General features: G+C 75.1%; 15 protein-coding genes and 1 pseudogene. 6 read left to right on the plus strand and 10 right to left on the minus strand.

Annotated elements, in window-relative coordinates; all coding sequences use genetic code 11:
* Position 1: 1 nt before the first annotated feature.
* From OU787_RS05080 to OU787_RS05090, 3 genes and pseudogenes are all read right to left on the minus strand, one after another.
* A pseudogene (locus OU787_RS05080) lies at positions 2 to 4,551 on the minus strand (hypothetical protein).
* A 45-nt stretch (positions 4,552 to 4,596) separates the two neighbouring features.
* On the minus strand, positions 4,597 to 5,475 hold the full coding sequence (locus OU787_RS05085; protein WP_268658669.1) for a hypothetical protein: 879 nt from the start codon (positions 5,473 to 5,475) through the stop codon (positions 4,597 to 4,599).
* A gap of 112 nt (positions 5,476 to 5,587) precedes the next feature.
* Positions 5,588 to 7,114 carry a hypothetical protein gene (locus tag OU787_RS05090; protein ID WP_030460209.1) on the minus strand — a complete coding sequence of 509 codons (1,527 nt, stop codon included), beginning with the start codon at positions 7,112 to 7,114 and terminating at the stop codon, positions 5,588 to 5,590.
* Between the two features lie 154 nt (positions 7,115 to 7,268).
* Here OU787_RS05090 and OU787_RS05095 point away from each other — a divergent pair, with 154 nt between their 5' ends.
* Entirely contained in the window at positions 7,269 to 7,868 is a 600-nt protein-coding gene (locus tag OU787_RS05095) for a hypothetical protein (RefSeq protein WP_030460208.1), read from the plus strand.
* A 115-nt stretch (positions 7,869 to 7,983) separates the two neighbouring features.
* Here the strand turns inward: OU787_RS05095 and OU787_RS05100 are convergent, their stop codons facing one another.
* The 5 genes from OU787_RS05100 to OU787_RS05120 all read right to left on the minus strand — a co-directional run bounded on the left by OU787_RS05100 (position 7,984) and on the right by OU787_RS05120 (position 12,522).
* A complete protein-coding gene (locus OU787_RS05100; protein ID WP_030460207.1) occupies positions 7,984 to 8,430 on the minus strand; it encodes an SUKH-4 family immunity protein in 447 nt (148 codons plus the stop codon).
* Between the two features lie 43 nt (positions 8,431 to 8,473).
* The gene (locus tag OU787_RS05105; RefSeq protein ID WP_268658670.1) at positions 8,474 to 9,220 is read right to left on the minus strand and encodes a hypothetical protein; all 747 of its coding nucleotides are present in this window, start codon (positions 9,218 to 9,220) and stop codon (positions 8,474 to 8,476) included.
* Positions 9,217 to 9,684 carry a hypothetical protein gene (locus OU787_RS05110; protein WP_268658671.1) on the minus strand — a complete coding sequence of 156 codons (468 nt, stop codon included), beginning with the start codon at positions 9,682 to 9,684 and terminating at the stop codon, positions 9,217 to 9,219. Before OU787_RS05110 ends, OU787_RS05105 begins: the two co-directional genes overlap by 4 nt.
* Positions 9,681 to 10,745 carry a DUF2804 domain-containing protein gene (locus OU787_RS05115; RefSeq protein ID WP_030460204.1) on the minus strand — a complete coding sequence of 355 codons (1,065 nt, stop codon included), beginning with the start codon at positions 10,743 to 10,745 and terminating at the stop codon, positions 9,681 to 9,683. Before OU787_RS05115 ends, OU787_RS05110 begins: the two co-directional genes overlap by 4 nt.
* Before the next feature lie 310 nt (positions 10,746 to 11,055).
* Positions 11,056 to 12,522, minus strand: a complete 1,467-nt coding sequence (locus tag OU787_RS05120; protein ID WP_268658672.1) for an MFS transporter — start codon at positions 12,520 to 12,522, stop codon at positions 11,056 to 11,058.
* Positions 12,523 to 12,634: 112 nt separating this feature from the next.
* Between OU787_RS05120 and OU787_RS05125 the strand changes: the two genes are divergently transcribed.
* The 3 genes from OU787_RS05125 (at position 12,635) to OU787_RS05135 (ending at position 15,167) form a co-directional block, all read left to right on the plus strand.
* Positions 12,635 to 13,096 carry a MarR family winged helix-turn-helix transcriptional regulator gene (locus OU787_RS05125; RefSeq protein ID WP_030460202.1) on the plus strand — a complete coding sequence of 154 codons (462 nt, stop codon included), beginning with the start codon at positions 12,635 to 12,637 and terminating at the stop codon, positions 13,094 to 13,096.
* Between the two features lie 219 nt (positions 13,097 to 13,315).
* Positions 13,316 to 14,092, plus strand: coding sequence for a LamB/YcsF family protein (locus OU787_RS05130; RefSeq protein ID WP_268658673.1), 777 nt, complete (start codon positions 13,316 to 13,318; stop codon positions 14,090 to 14,092).
* Between the two features lie 154 nt (positions 14,093 to 14,246).
* Positions 14,247 to 15,167: a hypothetical protein gene (locus OU787_RS05135; protein WP_268658674.1), complete on the plus strand. Its 921-nt coding sequence runs from the start codon at positions 14,247 to 14,249 to the stop codon at positions 15,165 to 15,167.
* A 5-nt stretch (positions 15,168 to 15,172) separates the two neighbouring features.
* On the opposite strand, the gene OU787_RS05140 is transcribed toward OU787_RS05135, so the two are convergent.
* Both OU787_RS05140 and OU787_RS05145 read right to left on the minus strand, forming a co-directional pair.
* A complete protein-coding gene (locus OU787_RS05140) occupies positions 15,173 to 15,844 on the minus strand; it encodes a B3/B4 domain-containing protein (RefSeq protein WP_268658675.1) in 672 nt (223 codons plus the stop codon).
* Positions 15,845 to 15,868: 24 nt separating this feature from the next.
* On the minus strand, positions 15,869 to 16,705 hold the full coding sequence (locus tag OU787_RS05145; RefSeq protein WP_030460198.1) for an EamA family transporter: 837 nt from the start codon (positions 16,703 to 16,705) through the stop codon (positions 15,869 to 15,871).
* A gap of 211 nt (positions 16,706 to 16,916) precedes the next feature.
* Between OU787_RS05145 and OU787_RS05150 the strand changes: the two genes are divergently transcribed.
* Both OU787_RS05150 and OU787_RS05155 read left to right on the plus strand, forming a co-directional pair.
* Positions 16,917 to 17,519, plus strand: a complete 603-nt coding sequence (locus OU787_RS05150) for a GNAT family N-acetyltransferase (protein ID WP_268658676.1) — start codon at positions 16,917 to 16,919, stop codon at positions 17,517 to 17,519.
* Between the two features lie 211 nt (positions 17,520 to 17,730).
* Positions 17,731 to 18,573 (plus strand): undecaprenyl-diphosphate phosphatase, encoded by an 843-nt coding sequence (locus OU787_RS05155; protein ID WP_268661808.1) that lies wholly within the window; start codon positions 17,731 to 17,733, stop codon positions 18,571 to 18,573.
* Positions 18,574 to 18,581 lie beyond the last annotated feature (8 nt).

An 18,581-nucleotide genomic window follows, 5' to 3' on the forward strand; every position in this document is an offset into this window, starting at 1 on the left:
GCTACTCCGGCTTGCGGAACACCCTGGTCGCGGTGATCTCGCCGTGGACGGTCGGCCCGTCCGGGCCCTGCGGGGCCGGGAGGCCGGGGCGCAGGTGCTCCTCGACCGAGATGTACTTGAGGCCGGCCCGCAGGTCGGCGTCGTTGCGCAGCCGGATGACGAGCGGGAACTCGGCGAGTGCGGTGGTGTCGAACAGGCCGGTGGTGTAGATGAGTTGGACGCCGAGCGCGTCGGCGACGGCGCGCTGCAGCTCCAGCAGGTAGGTGGCGTTGGCGCGGCCGATCGGGTTGTCCAGGAACAGCGTGCCGGCGTGCCGCAGCTGGGACTGGCCGCGGTCGTTGGCGCGCAGCGCGGCCATCGTGCAGTACAGGGCGATGGCCGCGGTGAGCAGCTGGCCGCCGGAGAAGACGTCCGACATCTGGCCGACCGAGACGCGTTCGGCGCGCAGCACCGCGTCCGGCTTGAGGATCTCGACCGAGACGCCCTTGGGGCCGATCGCGGCGGCGACGCCGCGCAGCAGCAGGGACATGCCGTCGCGGCGCAGGTCGGAGTTCTTCCTGACGGCGGAGCGGGTGGCCTCGTCGATGACCTCGCTGAGGCGTTCGACCAGGACGGCGTGGTCCGGGTCCTCGAAGCGGATCCGGAGGAACTCCTGGCCCGACCACTCGCCGAGGCCCTCGGGGAGCCGGGAGAGGCGCTGGGCGGCGCGCAGGGTGCCGAGCGAGGTCTCGACCAGGCCGCGCAGCCGGTCGACGATGGAGGAGCGGTTGCGCTCCAGCTGGGCGAGTTCGTCGGTGAGGACGCGCAGCCGGGGCGCGAACGCGGCGGCCCAGGCGGCGGCGTGGTCGGGCAGGGCGGCGGCGGGCAGTTCGCGGATCTGCTGCCGGGCGGGGGTGCGGACGGCCTCGTAGCGGGCCGCGTTGGCGTGCCGGACGAGGGCGTCGGAGGCGTCCCGGACGGCGAGTTCGGCGCCGGTGAGTTCGGTGGCGGCGGTGCGCATGGCGCGCCGGGTGTCGGTGACGGCGGAGCGGGCGGCGGCCAGCGAGCCGAGGTAGGCGTCGGCCTCGGGGTCGGTCTCCTCGCCGTTGTCGCGCAGCGCGTCGCGGAGCTGTCCGGCGAGTTCCTCGAAGTCGCCCGCGGCGGCCTGCGCCTGGTCGGACGTCCGTTGCAGGTCGCCGTGTTCGGCGCGGGCGGCCTCGACGCGTTCGCGGCGTTCGGCGAGCAGGGCGGTGGCGGTGCGCAGCAGGGCCTGGGCGTGTTCGGGGTCGGCGGGGAGCAGGTCCTCGGGGAGTTCGGTGTGCGCCTCGCCGCCCGCAGGGGCGGAGCGTTCGGCGTCACCGCGCAGCCGGCCGACCTCCTCGGAGGCGGCGCCGGAGCGGGCCTCGATCAGGGTGACGAGTTCCTCGGCGCGGGCGGCGGCGGCCTGCCGGGCGGGGCCGTCGGCGCCGTCGGGGCTGGCGAGGAGTTCCTCGGCGCGGGCCTTGACCTTGTTGCTGAGGCGGTCGAGCTCGGCGGCGGAGGCGGTCTCGTCGCTCTCGGCGCGGGCCTGTTCGGCGCGCAGGTCGGCGCCGACGCCGACCTTCTCGTAGAGCTGGGCGGCGGCCCGGTACGCCTCGCGCAGGGCGGGCAGCGAGGCGGGGGCGACGGCGGTGTCGGGTTCGGCACCGGCGCCGACGGCGGCGATCTCGGCGCGTTCGCCGCGCAGGGTGCGGGCGGTGCGGCGGGCGTCGTCGGCGGCGCGCTGGGCGGCGCGGCGGTCCTCGTCGCAGGTGCGGGCGCGTTCGGCGCACTGGGTCTGGCGGCGTTCGCACTCGGCGACGTCGTCGGCGAGTTCGCGCAGCCGGCGGGTCCAGTTGGGGCGTTCGCGCAGCCGGAAGGCGAGTCCTTCGAGGGCGTCGGCGCGGCGGCGGGCGCGCTGGGCGGCGTCCCGGCACTCCTCGTGGCGGGCGGCGGCGGCCTGGTGCTCGGTGTCGGCGTCGGCGCGCTCCGCGCGCAGGGTGGCGAGTTCGGCGGCGGTGGTCTCGGCGTGCAGGGCGGCCGCGGCGGCGTTCTCGGCGAGTTCGGCGAGGGTGCCGGGCGGGCAGCTGGCGTGCCAGGAGGCGAGCCGGGCGGCGAGGGCGCGGTCGCCGCCGAGGCGGGCGGCGAGTTCGCGGATGTGCTCCTCGCGGGCGGTGGCGCGGGTGCGCAGTTCGCGGCGTTCGTCGTCGGCGGCGGTCTCGTTGTGCATGGCCGGGTTCGGCGGCACCAGGAAGTAGGCCGGTTCGCCCTCGATCGGGGCGATCAGGGCGGCGGCGGTGCCGACGGCGACGGTGGAGCGGGGCAGCAGGGCGGCGGCGGCGAGCGCTTCGCGGGCCCGGTCGAGCGAGGCGGGGTCGGTGACCACGACGCCGTCGACGAGTTCGGGGCGGGCGGCGAGGATGGCCTCGTGGTCGGCGGGGTCGACGGACTGGGCGAGGTAGCGCCAGCCGGGGAGGGCCGGGATGCCCTGCTCGCCGAGGTGTTCGACGGTGGCGAGGACGTCGGGGCCGGGCGGCAGCAGGCCGCCGTCGCCGAGGGCGGCGAGGATCCGGGAGTCGTCGGCGGCGGCGGTGCGCAGGTCGAACAGGGTGCGTTCGGCGGTGGCCACCGACTGGTCGAGCAGTTCGCGCAGGTCCTCGGCGGAGGCGTCGAGCTGACGGGGCGTCAGGAAGCCTTCGGACTCCTGGGCGCCGTCCTGGTAGGGCGTCAGGGAGAGCAGTTCGGCGAGCCGGGGTTCGGCGGCGAGCTGGGCGGCGGTGCGCTGTTCGGCGGCCAGGGCGCGGTCGGCGGCGGCGCGGGCGTCGCTGGCGCGGGCGGCGGCGAGGTCGGCGCGGGCTTCGGCGGCGGCGGCTTCGCGGGCCCGGGCGGCGGCCTGGTCGGCGGCGGTGCGGGCCCGGTCGAGGGCTTCGGTGGCGGTGGCTCCGGCGTCGGCGGCCTGGAGGGCGGCGCGGGCCGGGTCGGCTTCGGCGCCGGGGTCGTCGATCCAGCCGGCCGCAACGGCGGCGGCGGTCTCCTGCTCGACCTCGCCGAGGCGCTGGCGCAGGTGCTCGGCCTCGGAGCGGGCCTTCTGGGCGGCGGTGGCGGCGGCGGTGGCCTCGGACTGGGCAGCGGCGCCGTCCTCCTGGAGTTCGCCGCCCGCAGCTCCTCCTGGTCGGCGCGGGTCTCGGCGGAGGCGGCGGCGGCTTCCAGGGCGCGGGCGAGGGCGCCGGCGGCCCGGTCGCGGGCGGCGAGGGCGGGGGCGGCGTCGAGTTCGGCCTCCCGGATGGCGGCGGCGACCCGGGCCGCCCGGTCGGCGGCGGCGCGGTGCCGCAGGACCGCCTCGGCGGCCTGCCAGGCGGCGAACTGGGCGCGGGCGTCGGTGAGTTCGCGGCGCAGCCGGGCGGCGCCCGCGGTGGCCGCCTCCAGGCCCAACGTGGCGTGCCGGTAGGTCAGTTCGGAGACGATCAGCGAGTGCCGGGTGCGGTCGGTCTCGGCGGCGGTGACGGCGCTCGCGGCGGCGGCGACCTCGACGGCCAGGTCGTGGACCCGGTCGCGTTCGACGGCGGAGCGGGCGGCGAGCGACAGCGCGAGCTTGCGGGTGCGGCGTTCGGCGGCGCGGTGGCCCTCGCGGACGGTCTCGCGGGCGGCGGTGGCGTCGACGATGCGCTGCAGCAGGTCGACCGAGCCGGCGGTGAAGTCGCGTTCGGCGGCGAGTTCGGAGCGGCGGCCGAGCTTGGCGGCGAAGCCGTGGACGAGGTCGGCGAGGCCGTCGGTGTCGCGGGTGTCGGTGACGGCGCGCAGCAGCAGGTCGGTGAAGTCGGCGTCGTTGCGGACCGCGAACAGGCCGGCCGCCTCGCCCTCGTCGGCGTTCATCTCGCGCTGGTAGCGGAAGAGTTCGGGGTCGAGGCCGAGGGCGCCGAGGTGTTCGATCCAGCGGTCGTGGATCTCCTCGAAGGTGACGTCGAGGTGCGGCTGGGCCTTGCCGGCCTCGGTGAGGGCGTCGCGGAAGCCCTTCATGGTGCGGCGGCGGCCGCGGGTCTGCTGGTCGCCGGTGAGGGCGGGGCGTTCGGCGACCGGCAGGCCGTCCAGGGTGAGGCCGGGGCCGGGCCGGAAGGAGTACCAGAGTTCGGCGAACTTCCGCGGGTCGGAGGAGACCTGGCGGCCGCGCCACTCGCTGACCTTGCCGACCACGATGAGTTCGCCGGTGACGGTGTGCTGCCACTCCAGGGCGACGTGGCCGCAGTCGTCGGCGAGCAGGAACTTGCGCAGCACGCCGGAGGAGGCGCCGCCCAGGGTGTTGCGGTGGCCGGGCAGCATCACCGAGAAGATCAGCTTGAGCAGCACGGACTTGCCGCCGCCGTTCTCCAGGAACAGCACGCCGGCGGGCGCGGGGCGGCGCTGCGGGCCCTCGGGCTCCTCGCCGAACAGGCCAATCTGCTGCGGCTGCGGCTCGGGGACCGGCTCGCCGACTCCGCGCAGGTCGAGCACCGTGTCGGCGTAGCGGGCACCGGCCGGTCCGATCGAGTACAGGCGGACCCGGTTCAGCTCGTACATGTGCGGTGGTTCTCCTGGAGCGGTTGCGGCGGTGCCGTGGGTGGGTCAGAGGGCGTGGAACGGGAGGCCGGCGTCGGCCACCAGTTCGTCGCTCTCGTCGGGCGGGGCGAGGGTGGGGGTGCCGTCGCTGACCGGGACGACGCCCAGGTCGAGGAGTTCGGCCATCGCGGCGCCGCCGGCCAGGTCGCGGACCTGCAACTGGTAGCGGGCGGTGGTGCGGTAGGTGCCGCCGGAGTCGTCGGAGGTCTTCTGCAGGAAGCCGGAGTCGACCAGGAAGGACACCGCCTTGGAGACGATGCCGGTGGTGGAGCCGGCCAGCCGGCGGGCGTCCTTGGTGGCGCCGGTCGCGGAGCGGCGGGCCCAGACCCGCCAGGCGGCCTCCAGGCCGGGGGCGTCGCTGGCCGGGTCGGTGTTGGCGCCCTCGGCCTCGGCGCGCTCCTCCAGGCGGCGGCAGGCCTGCCGGACGAACGCGTCCACGCCGTTGACAGTGACCCGGCCGAGGTAGCCGTCGTCGGCCAGGTCCTCGGGGCGGGGGAAGGCCAGCGCGGCGACCGCGAGGTGCGCCAGGCCGTGCAGGAAGCGGTCGGTGGACTCGGAGGCGGCGCGCCGCGAGTAGTCGCCCATCCGGACCGCGAACACCGAGTCCCCGGCGGCGGCCACCGCCATCCCGGCCCGGGCGGAGACCTCCAGCACCACCAGGCCCATGCCGGTGGCGACGGCGTCGGCGAGCCGGCCGAACGGCGGGTCCTCCCGGTAGCGGCGCACCAGTTCGCCGTACTCGGCGTCCCGGCCGGGCAGCAGCTTGGCCTGCAGGCCGAAGGAGACCAGCCGGGCGGCCTCGGCGACGTCCGCCGGACTGATCGGCGCGGGGGCGGCGGCCGGTTCGCTCTCGGGCGGTGTCCACGCCTCGCTGGTGGTGGTCATCCGAGGGCTCCTTCGGTGCGGGCGGTACGGGTGGTGCGGGTGGTGCAGGCGGTATGGGCGGTGCACGTGCTACGAGTGGTGCGGGCGGTGCGAGCAGGAGGGGGGTTGCCGGTCACACGGCGTCCTTGCGGTCGGCGGCCATGCCCACCGCGTCCAGCAGCGCGCTGCCGACGATCAGGTCGGCGCCGCCGAAGCCGGGGTCGTCCAGCCGGGTGCCGTCGTCGACCGCGAACAGCAGCCGCTCCTCGCCCTGCCGGTACGCGGTGCCGACCGGCGGGCTGGCCGCGTGCACGGCCAGCAGGGCGACCAGGTAGGCGAGTTCCTCGCCGTCGCCGTCCCCGCCGGGGCCGGTGCCGCGGGCACGGGCGTCGGCGAGCAGGCCGGAGAGCCGACGGGGGGCGTCGGCGGGCAGGTCGAGCAGGTCGAGGGCGGCTTCCAGCTGGGCCTCGGAGAACCGGCTGTCGTCGGGGGTGGCGACCAGGTCGGGTTCGGGGAGCTCGGCGCCGAGGTGCTCGCGTTCGACGGGCGGGGTGAGCAGCAGGTCGACCAGGTCGGCGACCCGGACCGAGACGGGCGTGCGCAGGCCGGTGGCGCGGGCGAAGAACGCGTCGGTGGGCCGGGTGGCGTCGCCGAGCGGCAGGGTGAGCACGGGGGCGAGCAGTTGGCCGTACAGGTCGATGCCGCTGCGCGCGGTGGGCGCGGCGAACGCCTGCCGGTCCTGTTCGGCGCGGAACAGCGGGCCGGCCTCCAGCAGGCGGGTCTGCAGCTGGGTGTGGCGGCGGATGCAGTCCTTGACGATGTCGACGAGTTCGGCGGCGCGGCGCTTGTGCTCGCCGTCGGTGCTCTCGTCGCGGGCCTTGCGGATGTTGGTGAGGATCGCGTTCTCGTGCCGGTAGCGGTCGGCGATGTGGTCGAGCGCCTCGTCGATCAGGTCGGGGACGGTCTCCATCCAGTCGACCGCGCGGACGTTGCGCCGGGTGGCCTCCAGGGCGCGGCGCAGCGTCTCGGCGTACTGGACGGTGCGGTAGCGGGCCTGTTCGGCGGCGAGCTGGGCGTCGGCGAGGCGGCCGCGCCGGATCAGCACCTCCAGCTTGACCTCGGCGGCGATCTGGGCGCTGGTCACGTCGGTGTCGAGGGCGCCGACCAGCACGTTGACGGCCTCGTCGGTGGTGCGCAGGTAGACCCCGCCGTCCTGGCCGGGGACCTCCTCGATCAGCTTGAAGTCGTAGTCGCGGCGGGTGTACTCGCCGTCCGGGCCGAAGGTGCCGTAGACGGCGCGGAAGCCGCGGTCGACGCTGCCGACGTTGATCAGCGACTCCAGCACCCAGCGGGCGACCCGCTCGTGCTCGGCGGCGGTGCGCCGCGGGTTCTGGGCGGCGATCCGGGGCAGCAGGCGGGCGAGCACTATGTCCCGGTCGGCGCCGGTGTCGAAGTCCATGTTGAGGGTGACCAGGTCGATCGCGGCGAGGCCGACCTCGGCCATGGCGTACGAGGCGTACTCGCCGGCCAGGTTGACCTTCCGGCTGTCCAGGTCGTGCAGCGGGGCGGTGCATGCCAGCGCCTTGAGCCGGCGGGCGAGTCCCTCGTCGGCGGCCGGGCCGGGGGCGGGCCGGGTGGGCTGGTCTGCGATGGCGGTCACGGTGGACAAGATTAGGGCTTTCCGCGGACAGGTCCGAAAAGCCCCTTTCGGGCGGCCTGTCCCGGCGTGTTGAACACGTTCAAATTCAGGTCTAGAGTCCAAGGCGCGACACCGCGTGCCGTCTCCGGCACCCGCGCCATGAGGGGGGTTCCCCATGTCCGACATCGCCACCGTCCCCGCCGGTTCCACCACCGCCGGCCCGGATTCCGCACCCACCGCCGACACCGCGCTCGTCCGCCGCCGGATCAGGCGCTGGCTCTGGCTGTTCATCACCTGCCTGGTGCTCAGCGGCCTGACCGCCTTCCCGCTCCAGAGCGAGACCTCGCTGCTGGCCCACCTGGTCGACGCCACCGGCCTGGACTCCCTGCTCCCCGCCCTCGACGCCTGGGTCCACCGGGTCCGCGAGGGCGTCGCCGACGGCTACGGCGACCACCCGTTCCTCGCCTACGGCACCGACTGGCTGGCCTTCGCCCACCTGGTGATCGCCGCCGCCTTCTGGGGCCCGCTGCGCGACCCGGTCCGCAACGTCTGGGTGATCCGCTGGGCGATGCTCGCCTGCGGCGGCGTCATCCCGCTCGCCCTGATCTGCGGCCCGCTGCGCGACATCCCGCTGTTCTGGCGATTCATCGACATGTCGTTCGGCGTGCTCGGCGTCGTCCCGCTGCTGATCGTCCACCGCCTGATCCGCACCCTGGAGTGGCAGCAGGCCCTGCGCACCCACCACGACTTCGCCCGCGTCGTCCCCTCCCCCTGACCCACCGGGGGCCGGGAGCCGGGCATCCGGCCTGGGCCGGATCCCGGCCGGTGCCACAGATCGGGGAAACGGGTCTCCGGCCCGGAACGGGAGTGCTGAGCCTTCGGGGGGAGGCTCAGCACTCCATGCCGTAGCCCAACTCCTCCGCGGCGATGCACCAGTACGCGTTCTCGTCCGCCACCGCCGCCGGGTCCACCGCCGCGAACCGGGCCAGCAGCGCGTCCGTCAGCTCCTCCGCCGCGGCCAGCGACTCGTCCGGCTCCTCGCCCGCCTCGTACCGCTCGGCCTCCGCCGCCGCCTCCCGGTACAGCTCCAGGAACGCGAGCAGTTGCCCCGGACCGGAGTTCAGCAGCCCGGGCTCGCCCTCCTCCTCCGGCAGCACCATCACCGGCCCGCCGTCGACCCGCACCCCGAGCGCGCTCACCCCCGGATCGACGGCGACCAGGTGGTAACGCGCCCCGTCCACCTCCCACTCCTCGTACGGCGCCCGCCGCCACTCCCCCGGGTAGGGCAGCACGTCGGCACAGGCCAGGGTCAGCGCGTCGAGCTGGGTGTCGTCCATGCGGGACACGCTACCGCCGGTGGCGGACAGCCCGGCCGGACGGTCAGAACGGCGGCTGCTCGGAGTACTCGGCGCTGCCCCACCCGGCCCGCTCGCCGTCACCCCGCTCGCCGTCACCCCGCTCCCGTTCGGCCCGCAGCCGGGCGTAGCGCTCCTGGGCCGCCCGGTCCTCGGCGTTCTCCAGCGCGGCGGTGTCCCGGCCCCAACCGCGTAGGGCGTCGAGGGCCCGGTCGCGGCGGCGGCGGTCGGTGGAGGTGGCGAGCAGGCGCTCGGCGTGGCCGGCCAGTTCGGGGCGCAGGTCGGCCAGGTCGGGGTGCTCGGACAGCGGGAGCGCCGCGATCAGGGCGGCCTCCCGGACGTCCTGGTCCGCGTCGGTGAGGAACGGGCGGACGGCGGCGAACAGGTCGGGCCGCAGGGCGCGGAACTCCCGCAGGGGCGGGTGGGGGCCCTGGCCCAGCCATCGCCGCATGGCTGCCACGCGGGCGTCGTCCGCGTCGTACGCCATCGCCTCCAGCCACGTCAGCAACCGCAACCGCAGCCGTGGCGCGTCCGCGAACTCGCCGAGGATCGCGGCCAGGTAGCGGGCCACCGGCGGCGTCGCGCCGTAGATGGTGTTCTGGTGGTCGACCAGGTGGAACACCCGGTCGAGGGCCCGGGCCCGCTCCGCCGGATCGGGGTCCGTCATCCGGGCCAGCAGCGCCGCGTCCAGCCGCTCCGTCGGGTGCGGGACCTCCAGCGACGGCCAGTCCACGGCCGCCAGCAGGGCCCGGTGGTGCGGGAGTTCGGTCATCGCGGGTCTCCGGTCGCGGTCAGTCGCAGGTCGCCGTCCCAGGACTCGCAGCGGACGGTGCCGCCCGGGAAGTCGAGTTCGAGGGCGGTGCGGCCGGTGAGCGGGGTGTGCTCCTCGCGGGCGGCCAGGACGGGGTGGCCGAGATGCGGGGCGAAGGGGGTGTCGTGCGGGGCGTCGCGGACGTCGAGGCGGCCCCACTCGCCCAGGTCGACGTCGGCGTGCGGCCGGTCCTCGGCGACGATCAGGCACCAGTCGCTGCCGGTGCCGACGAAGGTGCAGCCGCCGCGGTCGTCGCGCAGCCAGACCACCACGGGGTCGGCCGCGCGTTCGCCCTCGTGGCTGTACCAGGACGCGACCACGCCGGTCAGCCGGCGGCCGACCAGCGCGGCGAGGTCGGGGCCGGGCCCGTGCGCGGGGCACATCGGGGGCGCGGCGGGCGCGGCGGGACCGGTGGGCGTGGTCACCAGCGCATCCGGACGTCCTCGGCCCAGCCGAGCAGGCCGTCCACCGCGACGCGCAGGCCGTCGTCGGTGCGGATGGTGCCGCGGTAGTGGCCGAAGCACTGGTCGGTGCGGTTGGCGATCAGGCCCGCCTCGGTGCGGGTGCGGCGGTCGTGGAAGGGGTGGAAGGCGAGGTCGACCTGATCGCTGCCGGGGGTGGTGATCCGCCAGGGGGCGAGCGGGTCGGCGGGGTCGTAGTGCCAGGCCAGTTCGGTGCCGATCTTGCTGAGCCGGCCGTCCACGCACAGCGCGTTCTCGGTGCTGCCGGTGCCGACCGTCCACTGCCCGCCGAACTGCAGGCCCACGGTGTGCCCGTCGGTGCGGCCGGACGCGGCGCCCCAGTTCCAGCCGAGCGAGCGCGGCCAGCGCCCGCGCCCGTGGTCGAGCACGCCCCAGGCGTCGTCCCCGAATTCGTACGTGCGGTCGCCGAGCCGGACGGTGCCGGTGGCGGGGCGGGCGGTGTGCTTGGAGGTGTACTGGAAGCGCTTGTCGTCCCAGGGGACGACCACCGACAGGGTCTCGTGGCCGTCGGGCAGCGCGACCAGCAGGTCGGCCTCCAGCGGGCGCAGGTCGGCGGTGAGGGCGCGGGCGCGCAGCCGGGTACCGCCGGGCTCGTGGGTGATCGAGATCCGGACCCGGCGGCGGCCGGGGCGCTCCGGCCCGACGGTGAGGTCGGCGCCGTGCGGGCCGCCGGAGCCCGCGATGCCCGCGGGGAAGGCGGTGGGGCGCAGCGGCAGGCCGGGGGCGATCGCGGTGCGCTCGTGGTCCTCGAGGACGCCGTGCTCGTCCCAGGAGAGGAAGTACACGGTGTCGAGGGTGAGGAAGTCGAGGTCGCTGACGGTGAGCGCGAGCAGGTGGGTGGGCGTGGTGACGCACCAGTACTCCCACCGCTTGGTGCGCCCCCAGCCGCGCAGGTTGCCGCGGTGCAGCGGGGTGCGCGACCAGCCGACGGCCCCGCGGTGCAGCCGCCCGTCGGGGCCGCACAGGTCGACGGGGCCGGTGATCTCTCGCTCGTGGGTCGCCATCCGCGCACCCTACTGCCGTGACCTGCGCGAAAGCCATGGCCCGACGACGCCCGGCCGCCGTTCCTCCGCGCAGGGACGAACCCTCCGCCCGGGAACGCCGCCGGACGTTCGTCTACGCGTATTCGTCTACGCGTAGAGGAACTGCCCGCCCGAGGACCCCGCGGGGCGTTCATCTGCGCACGGATGAACCGCCGACCCGGAGGGCCCCGCGGAGCGTTCGTCCGCGCGCAGACCAGTCCCTCCGCCCGGAAACGGCGGTGGGCCGTTCCTCCCCGCGGGGACGAACGGCCCACCCGGGCGGGCGCGGGGGCTACTTGGCGGTCGCGCCGTCGGTGACGCCTTCGGTGACGACGGACAGCTGCGGTCCGTCCTTCGGACCGGTCGCGCCGCCCGCCACCGCGCGGCGGATGCCGGGGATGGCGAGGGTGACCAGCGCGGCGGCAACGGCCGCGCCGGCGCCGATCAGGAAGGCGGTGCGGAAGCCGCCCTCCGAGGGCAGGGTGTGCCCGTGGAAGTCGGTGGTCATGTGGGCCAGCACCACGCCGATGACGGCGGAGGAGCTGGAGGTGCCGATGGAGCGCATCAGGGTGTTGAGGCCGTTGGCGGCGGCGGTCTCGGAGACCGGGACGGCGCCCATGATCAGGGCGGGCATGGCCGCGTAGGCGAACGCGATGCCGCCGCTGATCAGGCAGGAGAAGAGCAGCACGCCCCAGGCGTGGCCCATCAGGGCGAGCGCGGAGAGGTAGCCCGCGGTGATGATGACGGCGCCGACCAGCAGCGAGACCTTGGGGCCCTTGGCCCGGGAGAGCTTGGCGGAGATCGGCGAGAGCAGCATCATGACCAGGCCGGCGGGGGCCATCCAGAGGCCGGCGGCGACCATCGACTGGCCGAGGCCGTAGCCGGTGGCGGTGGGCATCTGGAGCAGCTGCGGGGAGACCAGGCTCATCGCGTACATCGCGAAGCCGATCACCACGGAGGCCAGGTTGGTCATCAGCACCTGGCGGCGGACGCTGGTGCGCAGGTCGACCAGCGGCTGCTGGGTGCGCAGCTCCCACCAGCCCCAGACCGGGAGCACCACGACGGCGGCGGCGAGCATGCCCAGGGTGGTGCCGGAGCCCCAACCCCAGTCGCTGCCCTTGGAGATGGCGAGCAGCAGGGCGACGAGTCCGATGGTGAGTCCGATCGCGCCGACCACGTCGAAGCGGCCGCCGGAGCGGACCGGGGACTCGGGGACGAGGAAGAACACGGCGACGGCGACCAGCAGGCCGAGCGCGGCGGAGATCCAGAACAGCGCGTGCCAGCTGGCGTTCTGGGCGATGACGGCGGACAGCGGCAGGCCGAACGCGCCGCCGATGCCGAGCGAGGAGCTCATCAGCGCCATCGAGGAGCCGAGCTTCTGCGGCGGGAGTTCGTCGCGCATGATGCTGATGCCGAGCGGGATGACGCCGGCGCCGACGCCCTGGAGCGCGCGGCCGATCACCATCGGGGCGAGCGAGCTGCTGAAGCCGCAGATCAGCGAGCCGATGACGAGCATGGTGAGGCTGGCGAGCAGGATGCGGCGCTTGCCGTACATGTCGCCGAGTCGGCCGAGCACCGGGGTGGCGACGGCACCGGCCAGCAGGGTGGCGGTGATCGCCCAGGACGCGTTGGCGGCCGTGGTGTGGAGCAGGTTCGGCAGGTCCGGGATCAGCGGGACGACCAGGGTCTGCATCAGCGAGACCACGATGCCCGCGCCGGCGAGCACTCCGACGATGGGGCCGGTGCGTGCCTGACTCATGGGGTACTTCTCATCTCTTCAGCTAGATATGCATGATGCACACAATGTGTACCATACATATAGCCCCCTCGCGGGATATGCTGCCGAAAAGTGACGCAAGGGACGGAGGAGCATGCGGCGCGACAAGGAACTCGCCCTGATCGAACGGGAAATGATGCTGCTCGCCCGCCATCAGGTGCTCGCCACCGCCCGCACCAACGGCGGCCCCGACGCCCTGGAGCGCAGCGCCTACACCCTGCTCAGCCGGATCGAGACCGAGGGCCCGCTCACCATCGGCCAACTCGCCGAGGCGTTCGGGCTGGACACCTCCACCGTCAACCGGCAGAGCGCCGCGATGCTCCGGGCCGGGCTGGTCGACCGCATCCCCGACCCGGACGGCGGGGTGGCCCGCAAGCTGCGGATCACCGAGGAGGGCCTGCGCCGCCTGCGCCAGGACCGCGACTGGTCGATCCAGGGCCTGTCCCGGGTGGTCACCGACTGGACCGCCGCGGACCTGGCCGACTTCGCCGAGGTGCTCGAACGCTTCAACCGCGACATCGAACGCATCCAGGGCCGCCCCTGGCCGCGCGGCTGACCGCAGACCCCTGGCCGCGTGGCCGACCGCAAGCCCGCCGACCACCGGCGTTGCGCCGAGCGGGTGGCCGTCCGGACGCCCCCGCGCGACCTGGCGGGTAAAACCTGCCGCCCGGACCGCGACCCCCGCCCCGGCCGAAACGATCAGGCCCTACGATCACCCCCAGGAGCGGACCCCGGGCCCGGATCGGCCCGCGCGGAAGGGCGGACGAGGAAAAAAGTGGCCGACGCGGTGATCGACCTCAATGCGGACCTCGGCGAGGGCTTCGGACGCTGGAGCCTGACCGACGACGACGCCCTGCTCTCGGTGGTCACCAGCGCCAACGTCGCCTGCGGCTTCCACGCCGGCGACCCGTCCACGATGCGCCGGGTCTGCTCGCTGGCGGCCGAGCGCGGGGTGCGGATCGGCGCCCAGGTCTCCTACCGCGACCTCGCCGGGTTCGGCCGCCGCGCCATGGACGTCCCGCCGGAGGAACTCGCCGACGAGATCGCCTACCAGATCGGCGCGCTCCAGGTGTTCGCCCGGGCGGCCGGCTCCCGGGTCTCCTACGTCAAGCCGCACGGCGCGCTCTACAACCGGGTGGTGCAGGACAACGAGCAGGCGGAGGCGGTGGTCTCGGGCGTGCTGCGGGCCGGCGCGGTCTGCGACGGCCCGCTGCCGCTGCTCGGCCTGCCCGGCTCCCGGCTGCTCGCGGTGGCCGAGGGCGTCGGACTGCCCGTGGTCACCGAGGCGTTCGCCGACCGCGCCTACACCTGGGCCGGCACCCTCGTCCCGCGCCGCGAACCGAACGCCGTCGTGCACGACCCCGAGGCGGTCATCGCCCGCGCCGTCGGCATCGCCCGGGACGGCACCGCCACCGCCGTCGGCGGCGAGCCCATCAGCGTCCGGGCCCGTTCCCTCTGCGTCCACGGCGACACCCCCGGCGCCGCCCAACTCGCCTGGCGGATCCGCGGCGCCCTCGCCTCCGCGGGCGTCCGCGTCGAAGCCTTCACCTGAGCCCGCCCGACGCCCCGTCACGCCCCCGGATTCCCATTCCCCTGGCCGCCCGGAAACCCCCCGCCGCGGGCCGTACGCGGCTTCACCAAATGGCCCCTGACCTGGCATTTTCCTGATTTTCCCCTAGGGTTGGCAACACCACAGGAGACCGTCAGTGGGGACCGCCGTGAGCGAGTACGACGCTGCACGCATCCAGGTGCTGGAGGGCGCCGCGAACGAGGTGCTGTCCGGCCGCGCGAGCCGCGTCGAGGTCGTGCTGACGGCAGACGGCGGTGTGCGGGTGAGCCACGACGGCGTCCAGCAGGCCGATCTGGCCCGCGCGTTGACCGTCCTGCCGACCTGCTGGGACGACCCCGCCGGGCGGAAGCTCCTGGCCTGGGCCGCCTCCTGCCTGGCCGTGGTCAACGCGCTCTCCGTCCGGCTGGTCGCGGAGGAGCACCGGGACGGCGTGACGCACCGTCAGGAGTACGCTCGCGGCCGGCTGCTCACCCCGCCCACCGTGACCGGCCCCACCGATCGCACCGGCACCACGGTCGTTTTCCACCCGGACCCGGAGGTTTTCGGGACGACGGCGCTCGACGCCGGTGCGCTGGTCGACCACCTGCGCGAACTCGCCCTGCTGAACCGCACCCTGGACTTCACCCTCACCGACGAGCGCACCACCCCGCACCGCACCGAGCGCCTGCACCACCCCGCCGGACTGATCGACTTCACCACCCGCCTCGGCGGTGACCCCGCCGCCACCCTCACCGTCGAGGCCACCGACGAGCGGATGGGCGGCACCCTCGACCTCGCCCTCAGCTGGACCGGTGGCGGCGGCCTCCACGGCTACGCCAACAGCCGCCGCACGGACGAGCAGCACAGCACCCACCTCCTGGGCGTCCGGGACGGCCTGGCCGCCGCCCTGGGCCGGTCCGAGCTGCCCGCCGGGCTGACGGCCGTCGTCTCGGTGAAGCTCGACGCCCCGGAGTTCAACGGCGCCACCCGCCGCCGGCTCGACAACGGCGCCGTCCGCCCCTGTGTCGCAGCGGCCGTCCGGCACGCGGTGGAGGCCTGGCACGCCGGGCGGGACTGACCGGCTCAGCCCAGGTAGCGCACCGTCACCTCGGCACTGTGCGGTGCCAGCAGGGCCTGCAACTCGCCTGCCGCTTCGGTGAGTTCGGCGCCGTCCATGGTCTCCAGCACGAACAGCACGTCGGTGGCGTGCTCGGTGACGCGGGTGCGGTGGGCGTCGCGGTGGTTCCAGTGGCGGGTGAGGACGCCGGACGCGTCCGCGTAGACGACCTCGCCGGGCTCGGGGTGCTCGGTGGTGTCGGGTTCGCCGAGCGGGGTGAAGTGCTCGCTGCCGTCGGCGAACCGGATCTCGACGGGGCCGTCGACCGCCGCCAGGTCGAACGCCCCGGCGGGGAGGGCGTGCCGGACGGAGACCGCGTTGTAGGAGTCGACGGCGGGGTTGATCCGGGGCAGCGCGCCCCGCTTGGCGAGGCGGCGGCCGAGCGCGTCCACGCTGGGGCGGATCCGGCGCGGGTTGGTGCCGAAGGCGCGGTAGGCGGCGTGCCAGGCGGCGATCCGCGGGTCGTGCTCGTCGGCGGGGCGCCACTCGCCCTCGGCGGTGCGGGCCTCCAGCCGGGCCAGCGCGGCGGCGGTGGCGGGCCACGGTTCGGTGCCGCGGACGCCGCGGGCGGTGAGGACGGCGATCCGGGCGGCGGGGAAGGCCGCGGCGACGTCGGGGTGCAGGTGCGGGACGGTCAACGGGGGTCCTTTCGAACGGGAGGGTCAGGTCAGGGCCAGCAGGCCGACCGCGAGGGCGGCCGTGCCGAGGCCGGCGAGCTGGCCGCGGTGGATGCGTTCGGCCAGGACGGCGCGGGCCAGCAGCACCGTGCCGGCCGGGTAGAGCGCGGTGATCACCGCGACCACCGCCAGGTCGCCGCTGCGGGCGGCCAGCAGGAAGAGCACCCCGGCGGCCGAGTCGAGCACCCCGGCGGCGGCCGCCAGGCCGTACGCGGGGCGCTCGGGGCCGAGGCGGCGGCGCCACAGGGCGGTGGCGGTGAGGGTGAGCGCGGAGGTGACGGCCCGGCCGACGATCAGCGGGGCGACGCCGCTGCCGGACGGGGCCTGGTGCAGGCAGACCAGCTGGACGGCGATCGCGGCGCCCGCGCCGAACGCCAGCAGCAGCGCGGGCCGCGTCACCCGGGCCCGGCCGTCGGCCGTCCCGGCGCTCACCAGCACCACCGCGACCAGTGCCAGCGGCAGGCCCAACAGCCCCGCGGCGCCCAGGTGTTCGCCCTGCAGCAGGCCGACGGCCACCGGCAGCATCGCGGAGATCAGCGCCGTCACGGGCGACAGCACGTTCATCGGGCCGATCGCCAGCGTCCGGTACAGCAGCGCGAACGCCGCCGCCGAGGCCACCCCGGAGGCCGCGCCCCAGCCGACCGCCCCGGCCTCGAACCGCGCGCCGAGCAGCGGCCAGAGCAGCAGCTCGACGGCCAGGCTGGCGGGCGCGGCGACCAGCACGGTGCGCAGCACGTGCGCGCGGCGGGCGCCGAGGCCGCCGAGGAAGTCGGCGCAGCCGTAGGCGAGGGAGCTGCCGAGGGCGAGCAGCAGGGCGATCATGGCACTTCCCCATCAGTAGGCCGGAACAACCACAACGGTACAACAGAATGAATCGAGCAGAGCAACACAGTGATCTGGCGGGGCATTCCCGTCACCGCCCACCGCTCCCCGCCGCCCGCTCCTCCCCCGCCCACCGCTCCCCCGCCCACCGCTCTCCGGCCGCCCCGAAACCCGCTTGCCGCACCGCCGCCCCCGGTGCTCTGCTCGCCCGATGAGCACCCCTCCCCCGACGAGCACCCCTCCCCCGCACGTCCGCCTGCGCACCGAACGGCTCGCCCTGCGCCGTCTCACCCCCGCCGACCTGCCCGCCGTCACCGCCCTGTGCGGCGACCCCGAGGTGATGCGGTACATCGACGACGGCCGCCCCGTCCCGCCCGCCCGGGTCGCGGACGAGCTGCTGCCCGGCCTGCTGCGCGAGTACGCCGAACTGCCGGACGGGCTGGGCTGCTGGGCGCTGGAGGCGGACGGGCGCTTCCTCGGCTGGGCGGCGCTGCGCCCGCCGTCCTCGGTCGGCCTGGACCCGGCGGACGGCCTGGAGCTGGGCTACCGCCTGCTGCCCGCCGCCCGGGGCCGCGGGTACGCGACCGAGGCGGCGGCCGCCCTGGTCCGCGCCGCGTTCGAGGAGCTGCGGGCCGAGCGGGTGGCGGCCACCACCATGGCGGTGAACACGGCCTCCCGGCGCGTCCTGGAGCGGGCCGGACTGCGCCACGTCCGGACGTTCTCCGCCGACTGGCCGGACCCGATCCCGGGCAGCGAGCACGGCGACGTGGTGTACGCGCTGACCCGCGCCGAGTGGGCCGCCGCCGCGCTCTGACGCCCGCCGGGGCGAACGCCCTGACGCCCGCCGGTGCGAACGGTCCGGGTGGTCCGGTTCGTCCCCATCCGCCCCATTGCGATCTTCAGTACATCCGGAGCCCCTATCATCTGCCCGCACCGGACCGCTCCCCGGCCGCCGGACCACCCACGAGCGAACAGGAAACCGCCATGCCGAACCTCCGAGAGATATCCGCGGCGGGTGTCCGGTGATCAACTGGTTCCACGCGGCCGTGCTCGGCCTGGTGCAGGGGCTGACCGAGTTCCTGCCGGTCTCCTCCAGCGCCCACCTGCGGGTCTTCTCCGCCCTGGCCGGCTGGGACGACCCGGGCGCGGCGTTCACCGCGGTGACGCAGCTGGGCACCGAGTCCGCGGTGCTGATCTACTTCCGCAAGGACATCGGCGCGATCATCAAGGCGTGGACGCTCTCGCTGTTCCGGGCCGAGTGGCGGCACGACCAGAACGCCAGGCTCGGCTGGTACGTGATCATCGGCACGCTGCCGATCGGCATCCTCGGCAAGCTGTTCCAGGACACCATCGAGACCACCCTGCGCGACCTGCGGCTGATCGGCACCACGCTGATCCTGTTCGGCGTGGTCCTGGCCGTCGCCGACCGCTCCCGCGCCGTCCGCAACGCCCGCAGCATCGAGTCGCTGAACTTCAGGCACGCCCTGATCTACGGCGCCGCCCAGTCACTCGCCCTGATCCCGGGCGTCTCCCGCTCCGGCGGCACGATCAGCGCGGGCCTGTTCCTCGGCTACAGCCGGGAGGCGGCCGCCCGCTACTCCTTCCTGCTCGCCATCCCCGCCGTACTGGCCTCCGGCGGCCTCGAACTGCTCAAGATCGGCGAGGGCCCGGCGCCCGCCTGGGGGCCGACGATCCTGGCCACCCTGATCGCCTTCGCGGTCGGCTACGCGGCGATCGCCTGGTTCCTGAAGTACATCTCGCACAACAGCTTCACGCCGTTCGTGGTCTACCGGATCCTGCTCGGCATCACCATCATCGCCCTGGTCACCGCGGGCACCCTGGCCCCGGACGCGGGCGCCGTGCACTGACGCCGCCG

The organism is Kitasatospora sp. YST-16 (assembly GCF_026802215.1).
Classification (GTDB): domain Bacteria; phylum Actinomycetota; class Actinomycetes; order Streptomycetales; family Streptomycetaceae; genus Kitasatospora; species Kitasatospora cineracea.